Annotated in this window: 20 protein-coding genes; 13 read left to right on the top strand and 7 right to left on the bottom strand. The window is 62.2% G+C overall.

The window, feature by feature from the left end; genetic code table 11:
- Window positions 1-270: 270 nt before the first annotated feature.
- Complete coding sequence (locus tag K940_RS29055) at window positions 271-1,461, bottom strand: cutinase family protein (protein WP_036529184.1); 1,191 nt, start codon at window positions 1,459-1,461, stop codon at window positions 271-273.
- Window positions 1,462-2,711: 1,250 nt separating this feature from the next.
- On the opposite strand from K940_RS29055, the gene K940_RS0118305 reads away from it, so the two are divergent.
- The 3 genes from K940_RS0118305 (at window position 2,712) to K940_RS29045 (ending at window position 4,372) form a co-directional block, all read left to right on the top strand.
- Window positions 2,712-2,951, top strand: a complete 240-nt coding sequence (locus tag K940_RS0118305; protein WP_028478722.1) for a hypothetical protein — start codon at window positions 2,712-2,714, stop codon at window positions 2,949-2,951.
- A complete protein-coding gene (locus K940_RS29050; protein ID WP_051407333.1) occupies window positions 2,951-3,805 on the top strand; it encodes a Fic family protein in 855 nt (284 codons plus the stop codon). Before K940_RS0118305 ends, K940_RS29050 begins: the two co-directional genes overlap by 1 nt.
- A gap of 96 nt (window positions 3,806-3,901) precedes the next feature.
- On the top strand, window positions 3,902-4,372 hold the full coding sequence (locus tag K940_RS29045; protein ID WP_051407332.1) for a hypothetical protein: 471 nt from the start codon (window positions 3,902-3,904) through the stop codon (window positions 4,370-4,372).
- 347 nt (window positions 4,373-4,719) lie between these two features.
- Here K940_RS29045 and K940_RS0118290 read toward each other — a convergent pair whose 3' ends face one another.
- A complete protein-coding gene (locus tag K940_RS0118290; RefSeq protein ID WP_155980949.1) occupies window positions 4,720-5,562 on the bottom strand; it encodes a helix-turn-helix transcriptional regulator in 843 nt (280 codons plus the stop codon).
- A gap of 785 nt (window positions 5,563-6,347) precedes the next feature.
- Here K940_RS0118290 and K940_RS0118285 point away from each other — a divergent pair.
- From K940_RS0118285 to K940_RS0118240, 8 genes are all read left to right on the top strand, one after another.
- The gene (locus K940_RS0118285; RefSeq protein ID WP_028478720.1) at window positions 6,348-7,106 is read left to right on the top strand and encodes an HD domain-containing protein; all 759 of its coding nucleotides are present in this window, start codon (window positions 6,348-6,350) and stop codon (window positions 7,104-7,106) included.
- Window positions 7,107-7,330: 224 nt separating this feature from the next.
- Window positions 7,331-7,627 (top strand): hypothetical protein, encoded by a 297-nt coding sequence (locus K940_RS0118280; protein ID WP_028478719.1) that lies wholly within the window; start codon window positions 7,331-7,333, stop codon window positions 7,625-7,627.
- Between the two features lie 937 nt (window positions 7,628-8,564).
- The gene (locus tag K940_RS33095; RefSeq protein ID WP_196812260.1) at window positions 8,565-10,109 is read left to right on the top strand and encodes a winged helix-turn-helix domain-containing protein; all 1,545 of its coding nucleotides are present in this window, start codon (window positions 8,565-8,567) and stop codon (window positions 10,107-10,109) included.
- Window positions 10,110-10,861: 752 nt separating this feature from the next.
- On the top strand, window positions 10,862-11,527 hold the full coding sequence (locus K940_RS0118265; protein WP_028478716.1) for a hypothetical protein: 666 nt from the start codon (window positions 10,862-10,864) through the stop codon (window positions 11,525-11,527).
- A gap of 219 nt (window positions 11,528-11,746) precedes the next feature.
- A complete protein-coding gene (locus tag K940_RS0118260) occupies window positions 11,747-12,019 on the top strand; it encodes a hypothetical protein (RefSeq protein ID WP_028478715.1) in 273 nt (90 codons plus the stop codon).
- 625 nt (window positions 12,020-12,644) lie between these two features.
- The gene (locus tag K940_RS0118250) at window positions 12,645-14,048 is read left to right on the top strand and encodes a hypothetical protein (RefSeq protein ID WP_028478714.1); all 1,404 of its coding nucleotides are present in this window, start codon (window positions 12,645-12,647) and stop codon (window positions 14,046-14,048) included.
- A 433-nt stretch (window positions 14,049-14,481) separates the two neighbouring features.
- A complete protein-coding gene (locus K940_RS0118245) occupies window positions 14,482-14,841 on the top strand; it encodes a hypothetical protein (RefSeq protein WP_028478713.1) in 360 nt (119 codons plus the stop codon).
- Between the two features lie 252 nt (window positions 14,842-15,093).
- Window positions 15,094-17,085, top strand: coding sequence for a hypothetical protein (locus tag K940_RS0118240; protein ID WP_028478712.1), 1,992 nt, complete (start codon window positions 15,094-15,096; stop codon window positions 17,083-17,085).
- 294 nt (window positions 17,086-17,379) lie between these two features.
- Here K940_RS0118240 and K940_RS32435 read toward each other — a convergent pair whose 3' ends face one another.
- Genes K940_RS32435 through K940_RS29035 form a run of 3 tightly spaced genes read right to left on the bottom strand, consistent with a single transcriptional unit; the run spans window position 17,380 to window position 18,213 of the window.
- Window positions 17,380-17,742 (bottom strand): DDE-type integrase/transposase/recombinase, encoded by a 363-nt coding sequence (locus tag K940_RS32435; RefSeq protein WP_155980947.1) that lies wholly within the window; start codon window positions 17,740-17,742, stop codon window positions 17,380-17,382.
- A 22-nt stretch (window positions 17,743-17,764) separates the two neighbouring features.
- The gene (locus tag K940_RS32430; RefSeq protein WP_155980946.1) at window positions 17,765-18,016 is read right to left on the bottom strand and encodes a hypothetical protein; all 252 of its coding nucleotides are present in this window, start codon (window positions 18,014-18,016) and stop codon (window positions 17,765-17,767) included.
- Window positions 18,016-18,213 carry a hypothetical protein gene (locus K940_RS29035; RefSeq protein WP_231390423.1) on the bottom strand — a complete coding sequence of 66 codons (198 nt, stop codon included), beginning with the start codon at window positions 18,211-18,213 and terminating at the stop codon, window positions 18,016-18,018. The genes K940_RS32430 and K940_RS29035 overlap by 1 nt, the downstream gene beginning before the upstream one ends.
- Before the next feature lie 238 nt (window positions 18,214-18,451).
- Between K940_RS29035 and K940_RS0118220 the strand changes: the two genes are divergently transcribed.
- Window positions 18,452-18,892: a hypothetical protein gene (locus tag K940_RS0118220; RefSeq protein ID WP_028478711.1), complete on the top strand. Its 441-nt coding sequence runs from the start codon at window positions 18,452-18,454 to the stop codon at window positions 18,890-18,892.
- Window positions 18,893-19,324: 432 nt separating this feature from the next.
- On the opposite strand, the gene K940_RS0118215 is transcribed toward K940_RS0118220, so the two are convergent.
- Both K940_RS0118215 and K940_RS0118210 read right to left on the bottom strand, forming a co-directional pair.
- Window positions 19,325-19,801 carry a hypothetical protein gene (locus K940_RS0118215; protein ID WP_155980945.1) on the bottom strand — a complete coding sequence of 159 codons (477 nt, stop codon included), beginning with the start codon at window positions 19,799-19,801 and terminating at the stop codon, window positions 19,325-19,327.
- A 365-nt stretch (window positions 19,802-20,166) separates the two neighbouring features.
- Window positions 20,167-20,916, bottom strand: coding sequence for a hypothetical protein (locus tag K940_RS0118210; RefSeq protein WP_081706462.1), 750 nt, complete (start codon window positions 20,914-20,916; stop codon window positions 20,167-20,169).
- Between the two features lie 1,086 nt (window positions 20,917-22,002).
- On the opposite strand from K940_RS0118210, the gene K940_RS29030 reads away from it, so the two are divergent.
- A partial coding sequence (locus K940_RS29030; RefSeq protein ID WP_036529173.1) for a leucine zipper domain-containing protein occupies window positions 22,003-22,292 on the top strand: 290 nt, incomplete at its 3' end.

The following is a 22,292-nucleotide window of genomic DNA, read 5'->3' as shown; positions in this document are numbered from 1 at the left end:
CCTGTGCGACCAGGTCCACTGTTGTCGCCGCAGTTGTCGGATCCGTGTTGGCCTGTCCACCTGTTGTGCCTGGGCTACGAGCCTTGCGGCAGTTGGCGCTGCGGCCGCACCATGTCCACACCAGGTGGTGCGCCGCCGCGTCGACGTCACTGAGATCTCCCGCCGCCGGTGCACCCGACGACCGTGCGATGAACCCACCTGCACACGCTGCGCTGGCTGCTGTGCAGCGACCTGATGGTGCACGCAGGGTGCGCACAGCCGGCAGATGACTCATCGAGCGTTCCTGGCGGCCAAGTCCTGCGACATCGCGGCGAACCAATCGGCTGCTCTACCAGTCTGACCAGTGGCCCCATAGCTGGTGTGTGCAGCAGGGACAGTGGCGTAGTGCAGCACAGTGGCCGGATTCAGCAAGTCCGCGTTGGCGGCTACCTCCGCGCTTAGCGCCGCGCCGACCTGACCGGCCAACCGCGGAAGGTGTCCTAACGGATCCGCCGCGATCGCGGCGGCGATCTGCTCGGTCTTGTCCGCGGCGGCCTGCATCTGCTGCGGCGACGGCGCAGGTGTGCGCGGATCAGCGGCATCCGCCAACCGCTGCGACACCGTTTCGGCCGGACGGTAGTCCACCTGCCCACTAGGCGAGACGGTCACGTCAGATAGGACAATGGTGTTGCTGGCCTCAGCGACAGTTTGCCCTGAGATCTGCGTCAAACTCGGGATCGCCGCGAGTGGATTGCGCAAATCTGCCTGTGCCGCGATACCCGACGCCACGCGCAGCGCTGACGCACGACCGGGCGCATCACAGGCAAGATCACCTGGCGAGCAAAACTCACCCACCCGCCCAGCCAAGGCCCCGAAATCAGTTCCATCCGAGGCGATCCCGCCACTGACTGGAACCGGAGCCAGTCGAATCTCAGAGGTTCTCGCGCCATCAGTGCCGGGTGGCGCACTCGGCGAGAACTGTCGCGGCCGTCCCGGGAGCGGCTCTCCACCAGGCGGTCGTGTCGGATCGCTCAGCAACGCCACGCCCGCAACCCGATCCGGAGCCACCGGACCCTTTCCGGCACCGACGTCTTGAGCCCATTCCGAGACCACCGCAGAGCCGGACGAGTAGCCCGCGGCCGCGATCTGTGTATTCGGGCACTGCTGCACCACCTGCGCGGCAGTAGCATCCAGCCGCGACCTCGCGTGTGTCATCGAGACGGTAAATGGATCAGTGCCCGCTCCCGTGCCAATGGCGCCGCCGAACGACGCCGGATAGGGAATATAGATGCGGTCGATATCGGTGCCGTTGGCAAGCATCGGCGCGAACATCGTGCCGAGCATCCCGCTATCGTGTTGTGTCGGCGCAGTCAGCGACGACTCCGATGTACCCTGAACCCCCAGCACCAACAGCGATGGGCATCCCGGTAGCGGAACCGGACCCGTCTCAGCCGCGCCAGCGCCAGCACCGTTGACCAACACAGCAGCGGTTGTCACTGCCGCAGCCCCCCACGCCCCGGCCCTCGAGCGGGCACTCCGACGTTCGTACTTCCTCACACGCCTGCCCTTATCCCAGATGCCGCCGATAGCGCGACAGAATTTGCGATGCGGATCAGCAGCGGGTGAGTCACTGACGCAGGACAAAGAATTCCCCTCCCTCGATGAGTATCTTTCGCACGAGACGGCCCACACTGCAATCCATCGTCATCGGACCGAATACTCACAGATCCCGGACTCCCCGTTGAATCCAGAAATCTGTGAGTACTCGCCGAATCGGACCAAAGTGCGCTGGGCCCGAACTGGTCAGAAAATCCCGACCGACTGAATGAGCTGCAGCCCGTTCACCACGGCCGACAAACCGTTGTTTATGATGCTGGAGACTGTATACACCAGACCCAGAATGTCCATGGACGAATCAATCCTTTCCTAACTGAGACACGGATCTCGCGCCTCAGAATCCGGCAGACAGCCCAGAACAAACCAGGGAACACCTCATCAAGGCGTACCCTTCGCTGCCGATTCCAGGCACAACAGAGAAATCGTGCTACCCGCACAGAACACATGCGTGAACAAAAACGGGCGTACTCCTCCCCCACCTCCCGGACAATTGGCTCACCATCCATTCCGGTCTGCTACCGCCCGGATGGCGTCGATCCCACCCCGAAGAGCAGGACTGACTAGGAGTATTCGGCAGCAGCGCAACCCTGTCAACGCCCGTAAGGCACCCAATTTGTATGCACTGACCCCAAATGGCGCACCGCAATATGACCGCTGTCACGGAATAGGTTGAAACCCACCCAGCGCGGGTGGCTAAATTGTGAAATACAACGATGAGCCGACCCCGAATTGCTCTTTCGTCGTCACGACAACAGGCTCCCGTAGTCGCCACCCCACCGGCCCGAGTGACGTGACAGTCGTCGCAGTGGCGACACTGGACAACAGACGGCCGAGGCACTCGCCCCGGAAGCCAGATGCACTGATCCCCGCCGACCGCGCAAGCCAACGCCACACCAGATCGCCACGCGCACAACGCCACCAAGACCAGACGCAACCGAGCCGGCACGGGCAACGGCCTCGATACCGCCGCCAGCCGGCCGCGCTCGTATGCCACATGTGATCTCCGCTACGCACGCCAGCCGTTGGCGCACGGCGCGCACCCGCATCCCGCCCACGAGCGCGAGGAGTCGGCACAATCGATGACAACTGTTTCGATCCCGCAGGAGGTAGTCCCCATGACAGAACCCAACATCGACTGGCTACAACGGTACTGGGATCTTTTCGAGCCACTCGATGAGCACACCCGCCGAGTGATCGCACGAACCCTGGGCAATCACGCTCAAGAGGTCGGAATCGAACCCGACCGTGAGACGGTGGCCGATCTAATCGCTGCCGCAACAGGAGAAATCACATCCGAGGAGTACAACCAGCGGTCGGCAGAGTGGGCAACACGAGGCGATATCGCGCGGCGCTGATGTCTGAACCACCGCAGTGGCGAGATCCCTACCTATGGCCCGCACCACACGACACCGTTCTGCGCAACCGGTATGGACTCAAAGACCCCGACCAGCTCAAGCGTCGCGAATACCGCGAAACCCTGCTACGGGAAACGGAAATCAGGCAAGGACGTGCCGATATCCCCACCACTGGCACTGCTGAGGAATGGCGCGCAATCCATCTCCATTTGTTCTCCAATGTCTACCCGTGGGCAGGAGAGTATCGCACTGTCCGACTGTTCAAGTCTGGACTGGAATTCGCCGCCCCGTCTGGGCTCGAACAAATCCTCGCGGATACAACCGGTGAAATATCCCAGATAGATTGGTCCGCACTGGATTTGAATGGGTTCATCGACCGCGCCGCCCGCGCGCACATGCTGCTCAACTATGCCCATCCGTTCCGGGAAGGCAATGGACGCAGTGAAAAAATATTCCTGGACCGCCAGATTGCATCAGCCCGATACGAACTGGACTACACGCAGGTCACAACCCACGAATGGAACACCGCAGCCGTGTGGTCTCTATCGCATAAATCGCACGGTCAGAAGCCAACGGATCACCGAGATCTCCTCGGAGTATTTCGCCGCATCACCGTTCCACGCTCCAACCCGTCAGCCACAGAGAAGCCATTGGACCCAACCATTCATCGCGACCTCAACACGATTCTCGCGACGATCCGGGAACAAGTATCCGGCAGCAGTATCGGCGATGCGATCGACGCTGCTGGGTTGACGAAATCGATCCAGTCCACCTCACAGACCGCCGCTGTCTCCGAACAAACGGATCGTCAGCAGCAGCAGCAACCATCGGCCGCCCCCAGCCTGGAATACTGACCGCGCCACAAACGGGCGGTGTCAGGAGTCGGTGCGCCATGAGTCGGTCGGCTGGGAGGATTCCGGTTCGAGTGTCGTGGTCAGGTGTTGTGTTGGGTGGGTCAGGAGAAGATCTCTCGGCGGTGGGCGGTCGGTGAGAGCGGGCGGGAGATCGCGTGGTCGCTGGATCGGCATGACTCGGTGGTGAACCGGGAGGTCGCCGCGGGTGGTGGCCGCGCCGGCTATCGAGCGGTGGAGTCGGATCGGCGGGCAGTGATGTGTCGACCTCGACCGAAACTGCGTCGGGTAGAAGTGGATACGTGGTTGCTGGCGCGGGTGAACGCGGGGTTGGCGCAGAAGTGGTCGCCGCGGCAGATCAGCCGCCGGTTGTTGTTGGTGGTGGACTTCCCCGGCGACGACACTATGCGGGTGTCGCATGAACAGCGGTATGAGGCCCTGTATGTGCAGCGGGACCGGTTGACGGTGGTGTTGGCCAGTGTGTTGCGCCGGGGTGGCACGACGCGCGTCGGGCGTGCCTCCTGGCGCCGGATCGCCGAGTCGAAAAGCAGGTCATCGCGTCGATGGTGATGATCACCGACCGGCCCGCCGCGGTCGCCGATCGCGCTGTCGCCGGACACTGGGAAGAGGATCTGGTGATGGCATACCGCTGAAGGATGGCGCGCAGTCCTATGGTAACCGGTTCAGAAAGTTTGGCCCGCGCTGGTTTTGGATGAATTCATCAACCATGCGGCCCGCCCACATGCTTCTCAACTGCGCTCCGCTCTTTCGGGAGGCAATTAGCGGCAGCGAGCGAATCGAACGATCCCGACACAACGCCACAGACAACCAAGCACGCGGTCGCCACCCACAGCGGATAGACCATCATGAAAGCCCCCACAACCTCAGAAGGACGAAGCAGTCTTGGATTGCGCAGCTCAACGATCGGTGACCGGACTCCGAAGGTACAGCGAATAGATGACAGAGGATGGGGCTGGCGGGAACTGAGAGAAGGTTTGTCTGGTGCTATACACTGTGCATTGGCCGGTTTCGGGATCTTCAATTGCTATTGAGTTGTCATCGATCACGTCCTGCGGTGGATCTTGCGACCAGAGTGAAGAGAATTCCGGGAATTGCTGCCATTGCTCATAGGCTTCCGCGAATCGAGTGGGATCGATGAAGGGACGCATGATACGGATCGCGAAGAGCATCGCGCTGATACGGTCCTTCCTTCCCCTGATAGCCTCGCACGCAGGATCGTCCATCATCACAGTGATGATGTTGGTTGGGCGCTCCGAGCCGGGCGGCGCAACCCTGACCGCGGGGACGACACGATCCCATTCGCTATTGGTCGCGAAGATGTCGTAGAGGATATTCTGATAGCATGCGGGTCCCTTGAAACTTTCAAGATAATCAAGGTCGTCAGGGGTGGGGTCGCGATACTCGCCAGAGGAAACTAGGTTGAACTCCGGATTGACAAATGCCCGCAGCATCAAGGCGAAATACCACTTAACATTCAGCTCTTTGACCAACTGAACGATAAAGGTGTCCGAAGGGATACGAGACCCGTTCTCCCATTTTTCGACAGTGGCCGCGGAGGAGTCCAATAGGGCACCCATCTGCTTCAGGGTCAGCCCTCGTTCGGAGCCACGAGGAGAGAGGTGGCGCACCTTTTCTGGAACAAGCGACGTTCTCCGTAGAAATCGTAGGCACTCCGACAGAGTAGCCGGTTCCTGGCCTGTGCCAAGCGGTTTGACTCTTTCCAAATCGTCGTCGACCACTTGCTTCCGATCCTCCTACAGCGCATTCCTCTGTCGTGCCCTCAGTGCCCGTACGGCCCAGCAGTATTCATCCGGGTATGTCACACTGTAGGTGTGGCCTGCTCTCCGCCCTGGCGCTGAGGTGAACCTGCCACCCTACTACCTCGCCGCATGACCATCGTGTACCTCCAACGATGCTGCATCCCGCCATAACAGGCGATGATGCTACTCAGCGGGACTCAGTCGACATCTAGCGCAACTGTGTGCTGCCGGCAAGGACTACCCTCACCTCCCGCATCGCCTTGGTCGTCCCATCCGGGGCCTGGCGGGGCGTACTCGCGAAGAGCTGCTCGAGCGCAGCGTCAACAAGGGGTGGGTCCGACGCCGGGCAATATCACCCGAGAGATCGCCACGTTCGCACGATCCGCTTGCGGCCATTCCTATATCACATACCTGCTGGTGGTTACCACTTCCCGCAACGCTGATCAATAGTCCTGCACCACTCTGTATCGAAGTTGTCGCTGGGTGCAGCGGCACAATAGTGCATTCCTCATGCAGATGAAAATTCACCCTGCCTGGGTGGCATCCAAGGTAAAAGTCACCCAAAGTGTCTGGCTTAAAACTGTTGACGCTGCGCAATTGTCCTTGAATGCTGGGAGAGCGGTTGTCATCTCGCAGGATGGGGGTCCTACTTCGTCTTCCGGAGTGCGGTCCAGCCGCGGCGATCAAACCCCGAATAACACAAAGCCGTTGAGTCCTAGGCCAACTCGGCATGGGCATCGGCCCGCTCTCGAGAAAGCAGCTGGATGGGTCCGAAACAGGTACAACTGGACTACTACTGGGCGCGAAGGACCAAGGGAACGTTGACCGCCGTACAGGAAGCGCAGGTCTACGCACAGCTCGCTGGCCGCGCCGCGCGCGACCTCCCCCACGCCCTGCTTGCCAAAGTCCGCGCCCACCAGACAGGAACCGGACGTCTGGACCTGGACAATCTTCGGATCCCCGATACCTCCCTGACTCGTGCCGCCGTCACTGCTGCACAATCAACTCTCAGTCCCAGCCTTCTCGAGCATTCATTCCGCACGTACCTGTTCGGCCGGGCTCTGGCCGAACTCGACAACAGCGACTATGACCCAGAACTGCTCTATGCGGCGTCCCTACTACACGACATCGCCCTCGAAGACCCTGTGCCGGGCACCTGCTTTTCTGTCCGCGGCGCACGCCGAGCACGTGACATCGCCCACCAGTCCGGCATATCCAGCGACCGTGCAGACGAACTCGCCGCAGCAATCGCCACCCACATGACACTCAATGTCCGACCGGACACACCCGCCGGGATCGTTGGCGCCGGCACAGCTGTCGACCTCTTCGGCATGCGCGTCGATGACCTCGACCCCCACTTCGTCCGACGAGCAGTCGCGCGCCACCCCCGCCACAGACTCAAACCTGTTGTGATGGAAGCGATGAAACGAGAGGCTGCAGCACACCCGCGCGGACGCACCGCGATTCTCCTCCGGTGGCCTCCCACCCTCGCACGTATCCGTCAAGCACCCTTCGCGGAGTGATCTCATGCATGCCGAGTTCCACGGTAGCCAAAGCCAACTCGAGTGGTCGGTGTGTCGCGCCGACTTCACTGACCCGACATCGGGCAGTATGCTCCATGCTGGTTCAAGTTGGTTCAGGTTGATGCCGGGCCTACAGTGGAGCACCACAGGACCAGGCTGATCCGTTTTGAGAGGAGGTTGCGCTTGTGCCAACTAGATTCAAGGGAGACCGACAGCATCTCCGGGTGAATCGGAAGGCCGTTGAGCGGCTCAACGACCAAGTGAAGCGTCAGATCGCAGGAGAGCAGGTGTACACCTCCACGGTGGTGAATGACATTCTGTGCTTCTTGGCTGGTATGCAGAAGGCGCACGCGGCAAGAGAGCGTCTGGACGACGAGCACATCGTGAGGGCCATCCACCCCGACGCATTGCGTCGGATCGTGGAGCTGGCAGGCGAGATCGAGGCCGCTCGCTCCACAGACCCGATTGCCGAAGACGAACAGGAGACAGGAGCGAATCTGCACCTCATGCGAGTTTCCTGACCTAATCGACCACGACCGACCTCGTCCGCAGGAGGCCAACCAGGACACCGATCAAACAACCACCGGACCTTAACTCCGGTCTCGTTCCCAACTAAATATGACGATGTCGGGCCCGCACAAAGGAAAAGAACCCCTCGACTGGGCAAGTCGAGGGGCCCACTGGGTCCCAAGTGTGGTCGATGAGTTGGCGCTCATCTCCCTGATGTCGTCCTCCCGGCCGAAAGGACTCGATTAACTTGACGGGTCTCACGATACAGCATGTCCCAAAATGGGTCCACTGAGCCACGCGAACAGAGGACCACACTCCAGATTCTTCGCAGCTCAAGGCACTCCTGCAGTCGAAGCCGACACTGCTGCGCCTCCCACGAAGCCACCCGCGGCGATAGCCCGCTCGTGGTCCTCGCACTCACAGCAACCTCGCCCTGCCGACGACCCACACCAGGTGTGGCGTGCTCTCGCTCCCCACATCGCTGCCCGTAAATCGGTGCGCCTGTACTGTGCAGCGACAGGCAAATACGACCGCTGGGCACGGCTGAACCCACGGCAACGACCCGATATTCCAGCCGCTGTCCCGATTTATTCAGCGGGTCGGCGCACCACCCTATTGGTGCTCGACTTCGACCCGAGGCCACCCAGCCACACTCCGCCCACAACCATGTCGGCGCAAGCGGCTGTCGACCGTGATGTCCACCAGGCCGTTGCCTGGATCCGCCAATGCGGTGGACAGGCCGTGGTCGATAGCTCCACACGCCATGGAATGCATGTCTATGTTCCACTGGCCGAGTCACTGCGCCGGGACCGGCTCACGCATCTGCTGACCCTGCTCAAAGCACGCCTGCCCACCCTAGATATCACCCCAATGCTCAACCCCAACACCGGGTGCATCACCCCGCCCGGTTCGCCCTGCAAGTCAGGCGGACACCGGCGACTGGTGAATATGACTATCACCCAGGCAATCGCTGCATTCACAACCCGCTCTGCCCCGGGGCTGCCGCATCGGCTGGCGAACCTGTTGGATCATCGTCCGCTCAGCGCCACCGCCGCGAATGACACTGAGGACCCCCCGACAGACCGCACATCCGCGCCCGCAGACTACAAACCCGGACCTGCCGAGGACGCGAGAATCGCACACCCCTCCGCAGCACCCCTACGCCCCTGGGTCCCCGCCTTTCTGACCACAGGCACACCCCCGGACCTCGTCGACCCGAGCGGGCGCCCATTCACCCGCAGCCATGCCCGACTCAGCATCCTGGAACAGCACGCCGCCCGCGGCTGGTCACTCATCGACATCAAGGCCACCCGCCACGACCCCACCTGGGCCGGGTTCTGGTCTGGATACGCCCACCGCCGCGACGCACAAAAGCGACTCACGATCGACTGGGAACGCGCCTACCAACACGCCGAGAAGCGACTCAGCCCAACCGGACAGAAATCGTCTCAACCCGCGCATAAACACAAACCAACGCACACAGGGGGGGTGGGGGGCCTCCGCTGGAAACTTGCAGCGGCGCGAAAATGGGTTCTGATGTCAGGCCACTTCACAGGACGTCAGCAATGGACCGCGCTGGTAGTGATCACCGCGTTGGCCTACGGGATCTCGCTCACCGACGGGCAAACCGTGGCGACCGGGGGGCGCTGGCTGTCGATAGCCAGTGGCTTGACCGGAGAAGCATCAGTATGGACCGTCCTTCGAAAGTTGAGATCGATTGACGGATCGCCACTGATCTACCTCGAAGGGTGGAACGCACGCGCCCACACAGGAGATCGCTACACACTGGTCACCCCAAAGCTCGACGGCCGCACACTGCACGCAGCCGAATGGGAGGCATTTGCTGCACGCATCGAACCGATTGATCCGGTCTGGAGTGAACTCGGCCTCGCGGCATGGTGGTGCTATGAGATTCTGCGGGCGATCCAACCCAACGCCGGAGAATCCGTCCACCCCAACGACCTCGCGGCCGCAGCCCACATCAGCGTCAAGACCGTTCACCGCGCGCTAGTGAAGCTGCAAGACCACGGGCTTGTCGACCACGGTTGGGGATGGGTCGCCCACACGGGTCGGTCTCCTCGTCGCCTACCGATACTCACCGCACAGGTCGATGAACGTCGCGCCGCGCGGATCACCCGCCACAGAGCCATTCGCGCCGAATTCTGGGCCTTCATCGACCTGATCAGCGCCAACTACCACATCACCGACATCCCCAACTACGTCTCCCACACCGAACCAGCTCACCACCCCGCCGCCCGCGACATCGTCCTCGACCGCCGACACACCCCCAACCAACCACCTCCACCAACCCCGCAACCGAAACCTCGAAACAAGCAATCCCCCACGCACATCGCCGACACACACGCCCTGGCACTACTACAAAACGTTCTCGGCGCAACACCACTCGCGACAATCGCACAAAGAGGCAAGTCACCCCCAACCAACAGTGATCCGTCTCGTCGACGAGCCCGCAAACGTGGTGATCATCGATAACCACGTGCACAACCGCTCAGAACGACCGCCCCACGCACCCGCCGCCCGCGGGTGATCCATGGATCGCCGAGGTCCACCCGCGATCGAGCGACAACCCTCAGCCTGGATCCACCGGCCAATATCCGATGATCAACCGACCTTGAATTTCTGATTTCGGGTGTGAGGGGCCGGCCGGCCTCGAAGCCGGTGTGTCCAGGGTCCTCGGTCGGCGGGTTGCGCGGTGCAGGCGAGGTTGAGCCAGGCGGCGTTGGCGTTGAACTTTCCCGATGGCAGGTGCGTCAGCGGTCCGGAGATCAGATTGGCGAAGAACTACTCGACCACGGCATGTCGGCGGTGCATGGCTTCGGCCTCGACCAGTGCGAAGGTGACGTCGGTGAACACGGCGTGATACCGGTAGGCCGGCAGGAGTCCTCCTGGCCGTCGGTGCTGTTCAGGCGGCGGACGCGGCGGACGATCAGCCGGGCGGTGACGCGGTGGCGCTTCCTGGATTCGAAAGCGGTGTAGGTGGTGAGGTGACCATGACTGAGACCGATTTCGAATTCACTGGCGCCTAAGCACTGAGCGCTCCTATGCCACGCTGGCACGGATACTGGGGACCAGAAACTGTTGATGTTGAGACATTCGTCGCGCAGTGTTACGAAACCTGTTGCCAGGCACAGGGCTGCGCAAAGGTCCTCACCCGCCGCAGCATTGGTCGTACAGGTTACTGGCGTAGCCGGGCAGCACCACCGTTGCTTGTTTATAGTATCCATATGGATACTGAGGTAGCGGCGGGTCCGGACGACGAATCGGAGCCGCCGAACCCGCCTCGGCACTACTCGACGGGCAGGCTCACCGCCGCGCAGGCGCGGGTGCTCAACAGGTGGCGGCGCCAGCTCACGACGACCGATCCGCGCTGGCGCACTCGCGGTCAGCGGCCGCCGGCGTCGAGTTCGGATTGCCTCGCGGCCGCGGTGATCGATCTGCTCGACCACGCCGAACCCGACCATCTCGAGCTGATCCGCTACGCCGCCCGGATCCGCGAGAGCATGACCGCGACCCGCGGCCGTGACCTCCCGGCAGTATCAGTGGTGTCGTTCTACCTACCCGGCGACTACGCCGACCGGCTCGACACGCGGTTGACCGCCGCCCAGGAGCATCACCACGACCTGCTCGCTGGCGCCCGCGACCGAGTACTCACCGAACTGCCCGGCGCGACCAACACCGCGCAGGCGCTACGGATGATGAGCGTGGTCACCGAACTGGGCGTGCCACCCAAGGTCTACAAACTGCCCGCCGGCACCATCGCCCGCCTCGCGATCGACCGCTGGGCGCGCCGCTCCCCCACCACCGTGGTCGCCGCCGCCGTCGGCTACGCACGCCACCACCACGAACAAGCCCACCGCGCCCGCTCCGACATGGGAATCGCCGACACCTGACCGAAAGTATCCATACGTATGCGCTACTACCGGTTTCACTGGGCTGACTGCCCGGAGTTCAGTCCTGAGAATGCGTTTTCGGCACTATGGGGGACAGAGCGCTCCGCCGATGGTGAACGCACGCGCTGCGGGTGTGAGGGGCGTGACTGGGGAGTCCAACGAGACTGCCCGGAATGCAGACACGACGATCCTGACTGTCTCGCGTGTAACGGCGCTGGCATGCTCGAAGAAGTGAGCTGCTCGCTTTGTGGTGGCACCGGCTGGCAGGACTGCGTGCGCGGCTATTCCTGCCTGACCGATCCGGAACAACTGATCGAGTACATGGCAGACCGCACCCTGATCGGCGAAAACGACGGCCAGGTCATCGTTTTCGAAGGCATCCAGACCGATACCGGATTCGACGACGAGCCGACCGTGGTACCTACCAAAATCCTCCAGCGTCTGAGCTGGCAGGAATTTCTGGCCGATACGGCCGAGCGAGAGGAACGATGACGCACCCGGTCAGGTACCTCTCACTCGGATCCGCACCGCTAAATTACAAATGTCAGCTGGCTCCAGACCCCGAAGGCCGTCCTCAATGCCCCCTCAGCATCCGCCGCCGACGCTACCGAGACGCCGCGTGATTGGCCAGCGGGCATCCTGGTCGCCGGGACGCTCTACCACCTGGACGCCGCGGCCACCACTGACACCCTGGCTGTGCTGGCCGACGGCACCGCCGCCGTGCGCCAGGAGCCCGCCGGCCGATGGGTGCCCGCCGACCCGCCCTGGCGCCCTGGACGTATGGAGCGCCGATTGTGTCGATCGTGACCGCATCATCGCCCAGCAGGCCGATCAACTGGGGGATTCTGTGGCCGATGAGCTGCTACTGCCGGAGTTGCAGGAGACGCTCGAGGCCATGCTGGATGCCTGGGATATGCCTGAGTAGGTCAACGGGCCGGGCGTAACCGCGCCCGACGTAACTATCACGGACACAACGTAATTTATCAACATCGAGAGGATTGATCATGACCGCTGCTGTCACTGTCGCCGACATCATCGCCCTGCGAGACGCCCCGCATGAGGACCAGGTCGCACGTCTCGCCGCCAACATCGCGGCTGGATTCGGTGAGGTGGCGGTGTGAGCGGCACCGGGATCCTCACTCAGCCGGTTGTGCGGCTGACACATCACCCGCTACAGAGGGCCGGCGCCTTCGCGCTGCTCCAGCTGGCCGGTCTCGACCCGGTCCAGCGGCATCCCGAATCGCTGACCGAAACGGAGTTCAGGACAGCATGGCACACGATGACCGAGGACGTGGTTGCCACAGCCAGGCTCCGCGATGCCAAGGCACCCGGCGCGTTCTGGCTCGCAGCCAGCTACATATTCTGGCCGAATTCGAAGATGAATCTTAGCATTCGCGCGACGCTGACCGAACGGCAGCGGGCGGAGCAGATCCAGAGCTGGCGGGCACTGCCGGATGCCGCGTCCCCCGCGCTGCCGGGTGTGCCGTGCATCCTGTGCGGGCAGGCGGCGTGCGGCTTCTACGGCAAGGTCGACGTCCCCCTGGCGACCAGAGTGGGTGAACGCAATTCGACAGTCCCCGGACATGACGGGCTGGCATTGTGCCGGGGCTGCCTGGCCAGCTTCTACGCCCTGCCCTATGGATGTGATATCCGCGACGTGGCATCGGTACTGCACAGCTGGGACGACGCCACGCTGGCCTGCTTCACCGCCCGTCAGGTGCGCTACACGCGAGACCGGATCGCTGCGAAACCGGCCGGGCAACCGTATTCGCGTGAAGCCCAGGCGCTTCGCGCGCTTCGGTCCTGCAATGACCCGCTACGTGACGGAGTGGCGCTGCACGTATTCAGCAACTCCAACAAGCGCCAATTCGTGGAGGTGTATGAGGTCGATCAGCCCCTGGCGGAATGGGTGCGGTCCGCCATGCGGTCCCCCGACGTGAGGGAGGGGTTCCGGTACCTCGTCCGCGCCCACTACTCACCGGAATTCTCGGGTTCGGGACGGCTGGCCTACAACATCTTCCGCTACCCCCATCGGGTGCCGATGAGGGTAGCGGATTTCCTTTCCCAGCTCACCGCCGAGGAAGGCGCGCCACCACCGGAGACGGAGGCACTCGCACAACTGTATCGCTCGCTCCTCACGGAGGCATTCGGCGTCGCGCGCCACGAGATCGACCAGATCACGCGTCTCGGCATCAGCATCGGAACACTGCTGAAAAAGGAGCCGGGCCGGGTCGCGCGCGGCGCGCTCAGCGAGTTCGTGCATGCCCAGTCCGGCGGGGAGCCGCTCCGGGCCTGGCTGATGAGGCAGGCAACCAAGCTGACACTCGATGCGTCGACGACCCAGCCACTGGTGACCACCGAGCAATGGCGGTTGCTGTTCGAGCCCGGTGACCGGGTCCGGTTCAATCGTGACCTGCTGCTCGTCGCGGTACTCGAACAGCTGGCGCGGCATCGTTGGCTGTCTGGCACGCCCGGGGATCGCGACGACTGGGACGACGACATTCTGATAGCGCACGAGTGACTCGCACGCCGCATCCACCGGCGCCTGCCATGGTCGAAGTTCCTAAGCATCATCTGTGACCAGTCGTGACCCGCCGGCTGGGCAGGATTTGCAGCCAAGACCACCCCAGCGTGGTCGGGTCGGGTTTCGTGGAGTACGAGTAGGTCCCTGGGAGGTTCTAGCTCCCAGGGACCTACTCCTCGCGGCCGCGGTGATCGATCCCCTCGACCATCTTCGGATTCGCCGGAGCAGGAACAACACTCAGGTTCACACCACACAACTGACGCACCGCATTGGCGCGCCGTGCTCATCACCCCGGACTGTCCGTCCCCACAGACCACCGACCAGATCAATGCTCAGAGTCGGCGATTGGAAACACACAGAATCCCACACGTGGGATTTTGCCCCGCGTGTCGACTACTGCTATCTGATAGCAACGATTAGGTTGGCGAGCATGGCACAGCGCGACAAAGGCGTGAGAAACCTCGTGCAGGTCCGCCTACCCAGCCCGGTGTATGGCGAGCTGAAGGACCTCGCACCCACGCGGACAATGGGGCCCTACACAGCTGACCTCGTGGCCCTGAATCTCGCTCGCCCAGACTTGGTGACCGACTGGCACGGTGTCGGGTCGCTGCCGACGACGCGCGCGGTCTACGACGCGGCATTCCACGAGGCCACCCGCCTTGGCGTCCCGCTGGAGAAAGTCGTGACAGAGCTGCTCGCAGAAGCACTGCACCGGCCTGACTTGGCCACGACTGCCGAAACCACAGAGCGGCAGGAGGTGCTGCCGATCGGCAACGACGCCGCCGCCTAACCGGAGCACCCTCCTATCCGGTGACACCCTGAATACAGCTCGGCCCCCCTACCGCCTGGAAAACGCTGGGGGGCCGCACGCAGAACCCTTCGAGGGCTGCCGCTTGGCACCAGATCGGCACCTCGAGCGGTTGTGCATTACGAAAGGGACTGTATAACGTTGAGCAGGTCTCACAGTAGCGGTTTGCCTGCACACAGAGCAACCGCGACACACGCAAATACCGCAACCGCACCACCGGATCGTGTGTGGTCAGTGCTCACTCCTTTGATCGCCGCCCGCCGATCACACCGCCGCTACAACCTAGCCACCAAGACCTACGACAATCGCGCCCGCGGCTACCTGCCACGCACACCTCCAGCAGTGGCAGTCTGCGTGCCCATCTTCCACAGCGGCTACGCCCGCTGTCTTGTATTCGATCTGGACGCGAAGAGCCGCGCCAGCGCCGCCCAGGTCGCCGCGGACTACGCTCGCCTGACAGCCTGGATCAGCGCAGCCGGAGGCCGATACATCTCCGACACCTCGACCACCAGCGCGGGCCGACACATCTACGTTCCCCTCCCAGCAGGTGTGGCGATACGTCGCGGTGACATCGAAACCCTCATGCGGCTGCTCGCTCGACTGCTGCCCAGCCTCGACATCTCCCCGATGCTCAACCCCAGCACCGGGGCCATCGCTCCACCGGGATCGACAAGCAAGCAAGGTGGCATCCGGATGCTGGACGGCACCTTAGGTGACGCAGTAGAAGCATTCACCACACGCAGCGATCGAGGATTCCTCGCACGTCTCACAACATCGCTCGGCATCACCGGAATGCCACCGGCTACAAAGGGACCAACCGCGCCGCGGCCGGGCTCCGACACCAACATGTTGGACACACGATGGTGGGCCGGAAGCGGCGACAATACACGACTGAGGTCGGAATTCCGTTGGAGCACACACCTACCCACCACAATCACGAACTACGCACAAACCGGAACCCGGCCCGCAAACCGACGGTGGCCGACCCACAGCGAGGCCCGCCAGTCGGTTCTCGCCCACTGCGCGGTCCGCGGCTGGTCGCTAGCCGAGGTGCGCGCCCAGCTGCCACAACGCGGTGGTGACTGGACCGGGCTCAGCGCAGCCTACAACCGATACCAACGAAACACCGACAGCCAGCTACGAGCCGACTGGAGCAAAGCTTGTTACTGGGCGAGCCGAATTACCGAAGAAGTCCGGGCCAGTGCACACAAGTTCCCACAGCACACAGGGGGGTGGGCGCCCCGAACCACCACCACACGTCACGCGCGCTGGCTGGCAGCATCAACGGCATGGGTCGACCAGCAATGGCCCAACGCCGCGCGCCGCTGGACAGTGCTAGCCGTACTACAAGCCCTGTCGTACGCAAGCGCCACAACAGGAACCCTGGTGAACGACACACCTGTGGCAGAGATCGGCGTGCGCTCACTGTCGATCATGGCAGGACTCCTGTCGGAAACAACCGTTGCGGCAATCCTGCGGCAGTTGCGCGACACGCCAGGGGCGCCAATCCTTCGGGTACGGCGGGCAGCGGGACGTTTAGCAGACAGATACGCGCTCACCACACCCGTCAATGCGCAAGGCAAACCATACGTGGTCGACGAAACAGCCACCCGCCGAATACAAGTAGCGCCAATACACGCCGCATGGAACGTGCTGGGCTTACGAGGCCGGCGGGTATTCGAACTCGTCGCATTCAGTGGCCTGGAGCGAATAGAGGACATCCGGGCCGCCACCCACATGTCGAGATCCGCGTGCTACGACACCACACTCTCTCTGATCGTGACGGGACTGCTGACACGCGAGCGCGGCCGACTGCGGCGTGGGACGGTGTCCCTCGATGAGATTGCGCACGCCCACGGTCTACCGGACCGGCAGAAAACACGGATCGCCAGACACCGCATTGAACGTCACCAATGGTGGACATGGCTTCAGGCACGATTCGACCAACAATGGACACCAGACCCAACCCCCGCCGAGCTGCCCCGAAGCTTGGCGCCACCATGGGAAGACGCCGACTGGGCGCAGTGGTGTGACGCAGTAGCACACGCCGGGCCACCAGACGAGCACCTCCACCACTACGCCGCCGCCACACATGTACTTACAGACCACCTTGAAGCAGAACAAGTCCACACCCCACCTCGATACCGCAGGCACACTCCCGATCAACATCGACCACCGGGGCCGCCGCGACCGCAACAGCCACCCAATAAGGTATCCAGACAATAAGGGCGTCGCTCCGGAACCCTGCGCGAAGGAGCAGCACACCACCGCCACGCATCCCCCGCACAAAGTTCCGAATCGCGCAGATCACGGTGTGCAACGAATTCGGCCGGTTCACAGGCAGAGTCACCGATCCCGAACGTGACAACGGGAATCGGGCGGATACCCCGGCCGACGCCCACCCGGATGATTCGGAATTCGGGTATCGGCTGCCGGCCGATGAGGCCTGCGCTGCCGGCGAGGTGATGGCAGATCGGACCGCGTGGTGAATGTGTTCATAGCAGGGCTGATAGAGCGAGTTCAAAAGAGGCGTGGCACGAGCCGCCGGGCGAGTCCACCGTTCATGACGATGGCGACAGCCTGCTCGATCGCGTCCTCGACCACGTCGGCGCCGATGTGATCGACTATGGCGTGTCCGAGCACGCGTCGGGTATGCCCGTCACGGAGAGCGCACAGATACATGTCGCCCTCTCCGCAGGTCAGATACGTGAAATCGGTGGTCCACACCGCGTCAGGGCGACCTCGATCGAACACACGCGACACCAGATCCGGCGGGAACGAGACGTCCGGATCCACAACTGTCGTGCGGACTTTGAACGTGCGCGGACTGATACCCTCGATCCCGATCTCGGCCATGATCGCCGCGACCGTCTTATAGTTCACTGTCTGCCCGCGCTCGCGCAGCTCATCGGTGATTCGCGGCGATCCGTGTGCCGTCCGAATCGGTGTGGATGTCGAGAATTTTCACCGTCAGATCCGCGCGACGCTGCTGAGGTGGTGTGAGAACGGTTGCGGCCCTGCGCTTGAGGTACTGGTAGTACCCGGAGGTGGAAACCTTCAACAACCGTGCCATACGGGTGATGGAAAACCCTCGCCCCTCAGCGGCGGTAGTGCCGGCGCTCTCGGCGATGTCGTCGGGGCCGGCGTACTTCACCATCAGATCGAACCGGGCCGGCTCTCCTGCATCGCGGCAAAGTACGCCGAAGCTTTTACCAAGAAGGCGTTGTCCTTCTCGAGCTCACCGACCTGGCGCCGCAGCCGCTGCAACTCGGCTCGCTCGGCCGCGTCCAGGGGCTTCTCACCAAGGATCTCGGCGGCGGCAACGCGCCGCTCATCTTTGACCCAGTTACTCAACAATCCGTCATTGAGGCCCAGTTCCCGGGACTTCGACCGGAATCGATCACCCGATGCGCTGCCTCGACCTTGTACCCGGCCGTGAACGACCGACGCTTACCAGGAGGCATGAGGACATCCTTCCAGCAGGACCACAAGTCCTGCGAATCAGGTGTCCACTATCCGGGGGGAACCTCACGCGGCGCCCCTGATAGCTGCCACGGATGTACGCAGCCGCGACAGAAAGGACCGGATTCGAATGATCTCGCATATCAGCAACAGCTACGACCTCGCCGCCGTGCTCAATGCCCCCCCAGCAGCCCCTGCCGACGCCACCGAGACGCCGCGTGATTGGCCCGCGGGCATCTGGGTAGCCGGGACGGTCTATCCCCTGGACGCCGAAGCCTCAACTTCAACTTTGGTCGTGCTGGCTGATGGCACCGCCGCCGTGCGTCAGGAACCCAGTGGCCTGTGGGCGCCCGCCGACCGAGAAGAGTGGACCGCAAATGGAGACGCGCGCGGCGCGGTGCGTGATTGCCGCAGCGTGCACGCGTGGGACGCGAACGGATTCGTCGAAACCGAGATCTATTCGACTGTCGAGGCAGCCGCCTGCGCCTATCAGCGGAAGCTGGAGATCCTCGCCGGGTGGGAGCAGGCCGGCGACGACGCGGTGGGTGACACCTGGTTGTGGATGGGCTGATGAATCTGCCGCAGCGCTACTGGGAGTGGGTCATCAGCTGACCAGCCAGCCATGGCAGTGGCTGACGATTAAAATTCATGTAGATACCAAAATATGCGCACGAGACGATAATTTTGCAGTCGACGTTTTCCTCGTTGGAACGTTTGGTCTGAGGGGGATCAACCAACTGCCCCCCGCCATGGACAACCCCATGCGAGAGCGAGATGACACCCGCGACCCGGGCGGTGGTATCCTATACTGGTTTTCGTCACGTGATGATTGACTTTGTGGGATGGCGGGGACACCTGGCGAAGGTTCGCCGGAATTAGGGGGCGGCGCGCACAACTGTCGCAACGAGCTCTGCCCCGTGTCCAGGGTCCGCGGCAAGCACACAGCTTGTGCGCGGAAGAACAACCACGCCTCGCAGGCGAGGTCGCTCCCCCGCTCCACCTGTCAAGAGTCCAGATCGATGGATGAATCTCCGAGAGTGGCATTTGGGGTCAGATACCATTCAACGGCGATGGAGATCAGCTGTGACCGATTCTTCGCCCCGACCTCCTCCATGATCGCATCGAGTTCGATTATCTCTTCCTCGCTGAACGCAGGCTGCCAGAGAGTTCGTGTCTTAGCACCGAATGCGCGACTGGTCAGGCGCCGCGATTGCGGACGCGCGGGGAATCTGCTCCCCTGACGAGGTACACCCTTCTCACGGAGCTTGATGAGACCCTGAAGGACTTCTTCCTCCAATGCCCGCTCGACGGCCTCGATGACGAGCGCACCACGAATCATGCCTGATTTCCGCGCCTCTTTCAAAGCGGCACTTGTGATGTATACCGACACTCGGTGACTGACCGCGTCATCAACATCAACAACGAGCGTTTCGATGTCCTCGGCGCTATGTGGCTCATCAGGCTTGGGGGTGGGCGTCACAGAGGCGATCGGGCGACGAGGCTCCTCGCTGGATGTCGGCTGTGGCCGCGTGGTTGCGGCCGGCGACGGTGGCGGGCTTTGCGCTTGTCGGTGAGTTGCTCCGGCGGCAGCCACTACGCCCCTGGACGAAGCAGCAGGGTTCTTGGCGGATCGCTCCCACGTCTGTGCGGGTTTGCGAGGAGTCGGAGCGGTTTCCCCCGACTCTGATGCGCCGGCTGTAGGTGGCGCATCAGGCAACCTGCCTTCCACAGGATCGATGGCAGGGGTCTTCGGCGATGCGCTAAGAATGGTGGCCGTCGAGGGCTTCTTCTTGGTGCCGCCGAGGACTCGTTTTCGGGTATTTCCAGGCTCAGTGCTTGACTCAGTCACGCTGCGTCACCGCGCTTTCCCAGAACTACTGCTTTATCTTCGATGATCTCGGATGCGACACCCTCGTAGGCTCCCGTGTGTTCCGGGAACTCACCAAAGTTGCGGTAGCGCCTACGTTGAGGCACGACGGTTCGGAGATACGGCCACTGCAATTCCGGATCATCCGCTGCCGTAACCGCTTCGGCCAATTCCGAAGTGCGGGTGTCGTTCCGACACCAGACCACTTGGGCACCGATCTCACGCTCGGTTTCGTCAGCAACCTCACCAGCCTTCTCAAGGGTGCCATTGATGGTGACAACTTCGATCCTGCTGGGCGTGATGGCGAGGATCAGTTCCACCGACCCTCCAACCTCTGGGTCAACACGCAGGGCCTGCCCGAACTGAGTTCCAGCGTTGCCGGGGAGGTCGATGATGAGGTGCTTGAACCCTCCGTCCCGACGAAGGCTCCGCGAGGTAGACGCCAATCCAGTCTCGATGGTGTGCTGCACAACGGTGAATGGAGGTTCGTCCCCGGTCAACTCCCTATATGTCGCTGCCCACTTCGCGCTACTCTGCGATCCTGCATCAGCGTCGACGACCAACGTCCTACCACTCCGCGCCAGCACGATACCCAGGTGTATTGCACTGGTCGTCTTCACAGTTCCACCCTTACCTCCTCCCACAACCCAAGTTGCTCGGTAGTCATCAGGTGGGACGTACAGCGGATATTTCTCGCAGGTCTGCATGAGCATAGCTCCGATGGACATGTATTGGGCTCCCTAGGTGCGAGTCTTGGCATTGTGCAGCACATTACTCCTCTCTAGACCACTTCTTTCAATGTGCCACGCCTACAATCAAGTACGAGAGCGTCTAAGCTGGGTGGAATGCCTTCCTGGGTGCATCAGTGCATGCCTTTGAAGACGCATCTGTAACCACATCGGTAGATGCATCGGCGTCTACCAGGAGATATAAGCTGAACGTGTGCCAAATTCAGCCAAATCATCACTGTGATGCTTTGACTGAATGAGACAGTGTGCATATGGGGGTCGTGACTGCCAGTGTTGCTCACAGGGGGCAAATTGCGGTTGTGCTCTGTGGGACTCGCGGGGTGGAAATTCTGGCCGATTTCCGCTGAAACAGCCATAGTTATTCGTAATACACATGATCGAATCTAGACGATCGACAGCCATGTCGAGGCATGCAGACTCGACTGTGTATCTTGATCTATGGATCAACGAATCTGCATGCCTCTCAGCGGACTTCACACCTGAACATCTTCAATAGCTCACAATGGGAGAGTCGCGCCGAAGCTGAGGTCTATACGCCAACCGAGGGAGTCGGCGGGGCCTCTATCGCCGATATCGGCAGGATCCAACATCGCATTTCGGCCGCGGCTACCGCGAAGCGGACATGGATGACGTAGCGGGGGCTGCTCAGTCCGCAGTGGGTTTCTCCGCAGGTTTCGTCGGCCCATCTGCAGTAGTGTCGGCCCTTTGCATAGAGATGCCGAATTGACCCGCAAATCATCACTGTGACGAAATGTCCTGGACAGGCAGGAGGAGGTCAGGTGGGGTGCGCATTGCAGCTTGGGGTGAGCTCCGGGCGGCTGGGGTTGCCAGCAGTGTGACCATCCGATCACACTCCACCCCGGGGCAATGATGTTGCTTTGTCTCAGGACAGTGGGGGGCTCGATGGACACATCGGTTCCGGCATACGTGAGAAGCCTTGTGGCGCGCACGTGCGAGTGTGGCGGCGCCTGATCTCCCTGCATCAGGCGGGGAGGCCTGGGATCAACTAGTTCTAAAACTGACGGAGGTTGTTGACACTGTGGGCTCCTGATACGAAGGAGTCCCGTGCCCGAACGTGTATGGAGTGAGAAGGATCTGGTCCGGCGTGCGAACCGGCGTCTTGCGGTGCTTCGGCATGCCGAGGAGGTCAGCGGCAACGTGGCCGCGACCTGCCGCTACTACGGCATCAGCCGCAACATCTTCTACCGATGGAAGCGCCGCTACGAGGACGAAGGGCTCGACGGGCTCGAGGATCGCTCCAGCGCTCCGCTGCACTGCCCGACCGTCACAGAACCCGAGGTGGTCACCAAGATCATCCACTTGCGCCAGCACTACCACTTCGGTCCGATGAAGAT

Source organism: Nocardia sp. CNY236, from assembly GCF_000482385.1.
Classification (GTDB): domain Bacteria; phylum Actinomycetota; class Actinomycetes; order Mycobacteriales; family Mycobacteriaceae; genus Nocardia.
Note: the sequence above shows the minus strand (reverse complement) of the source record. Positions and strands in the feature narration are given on the sequence as shown.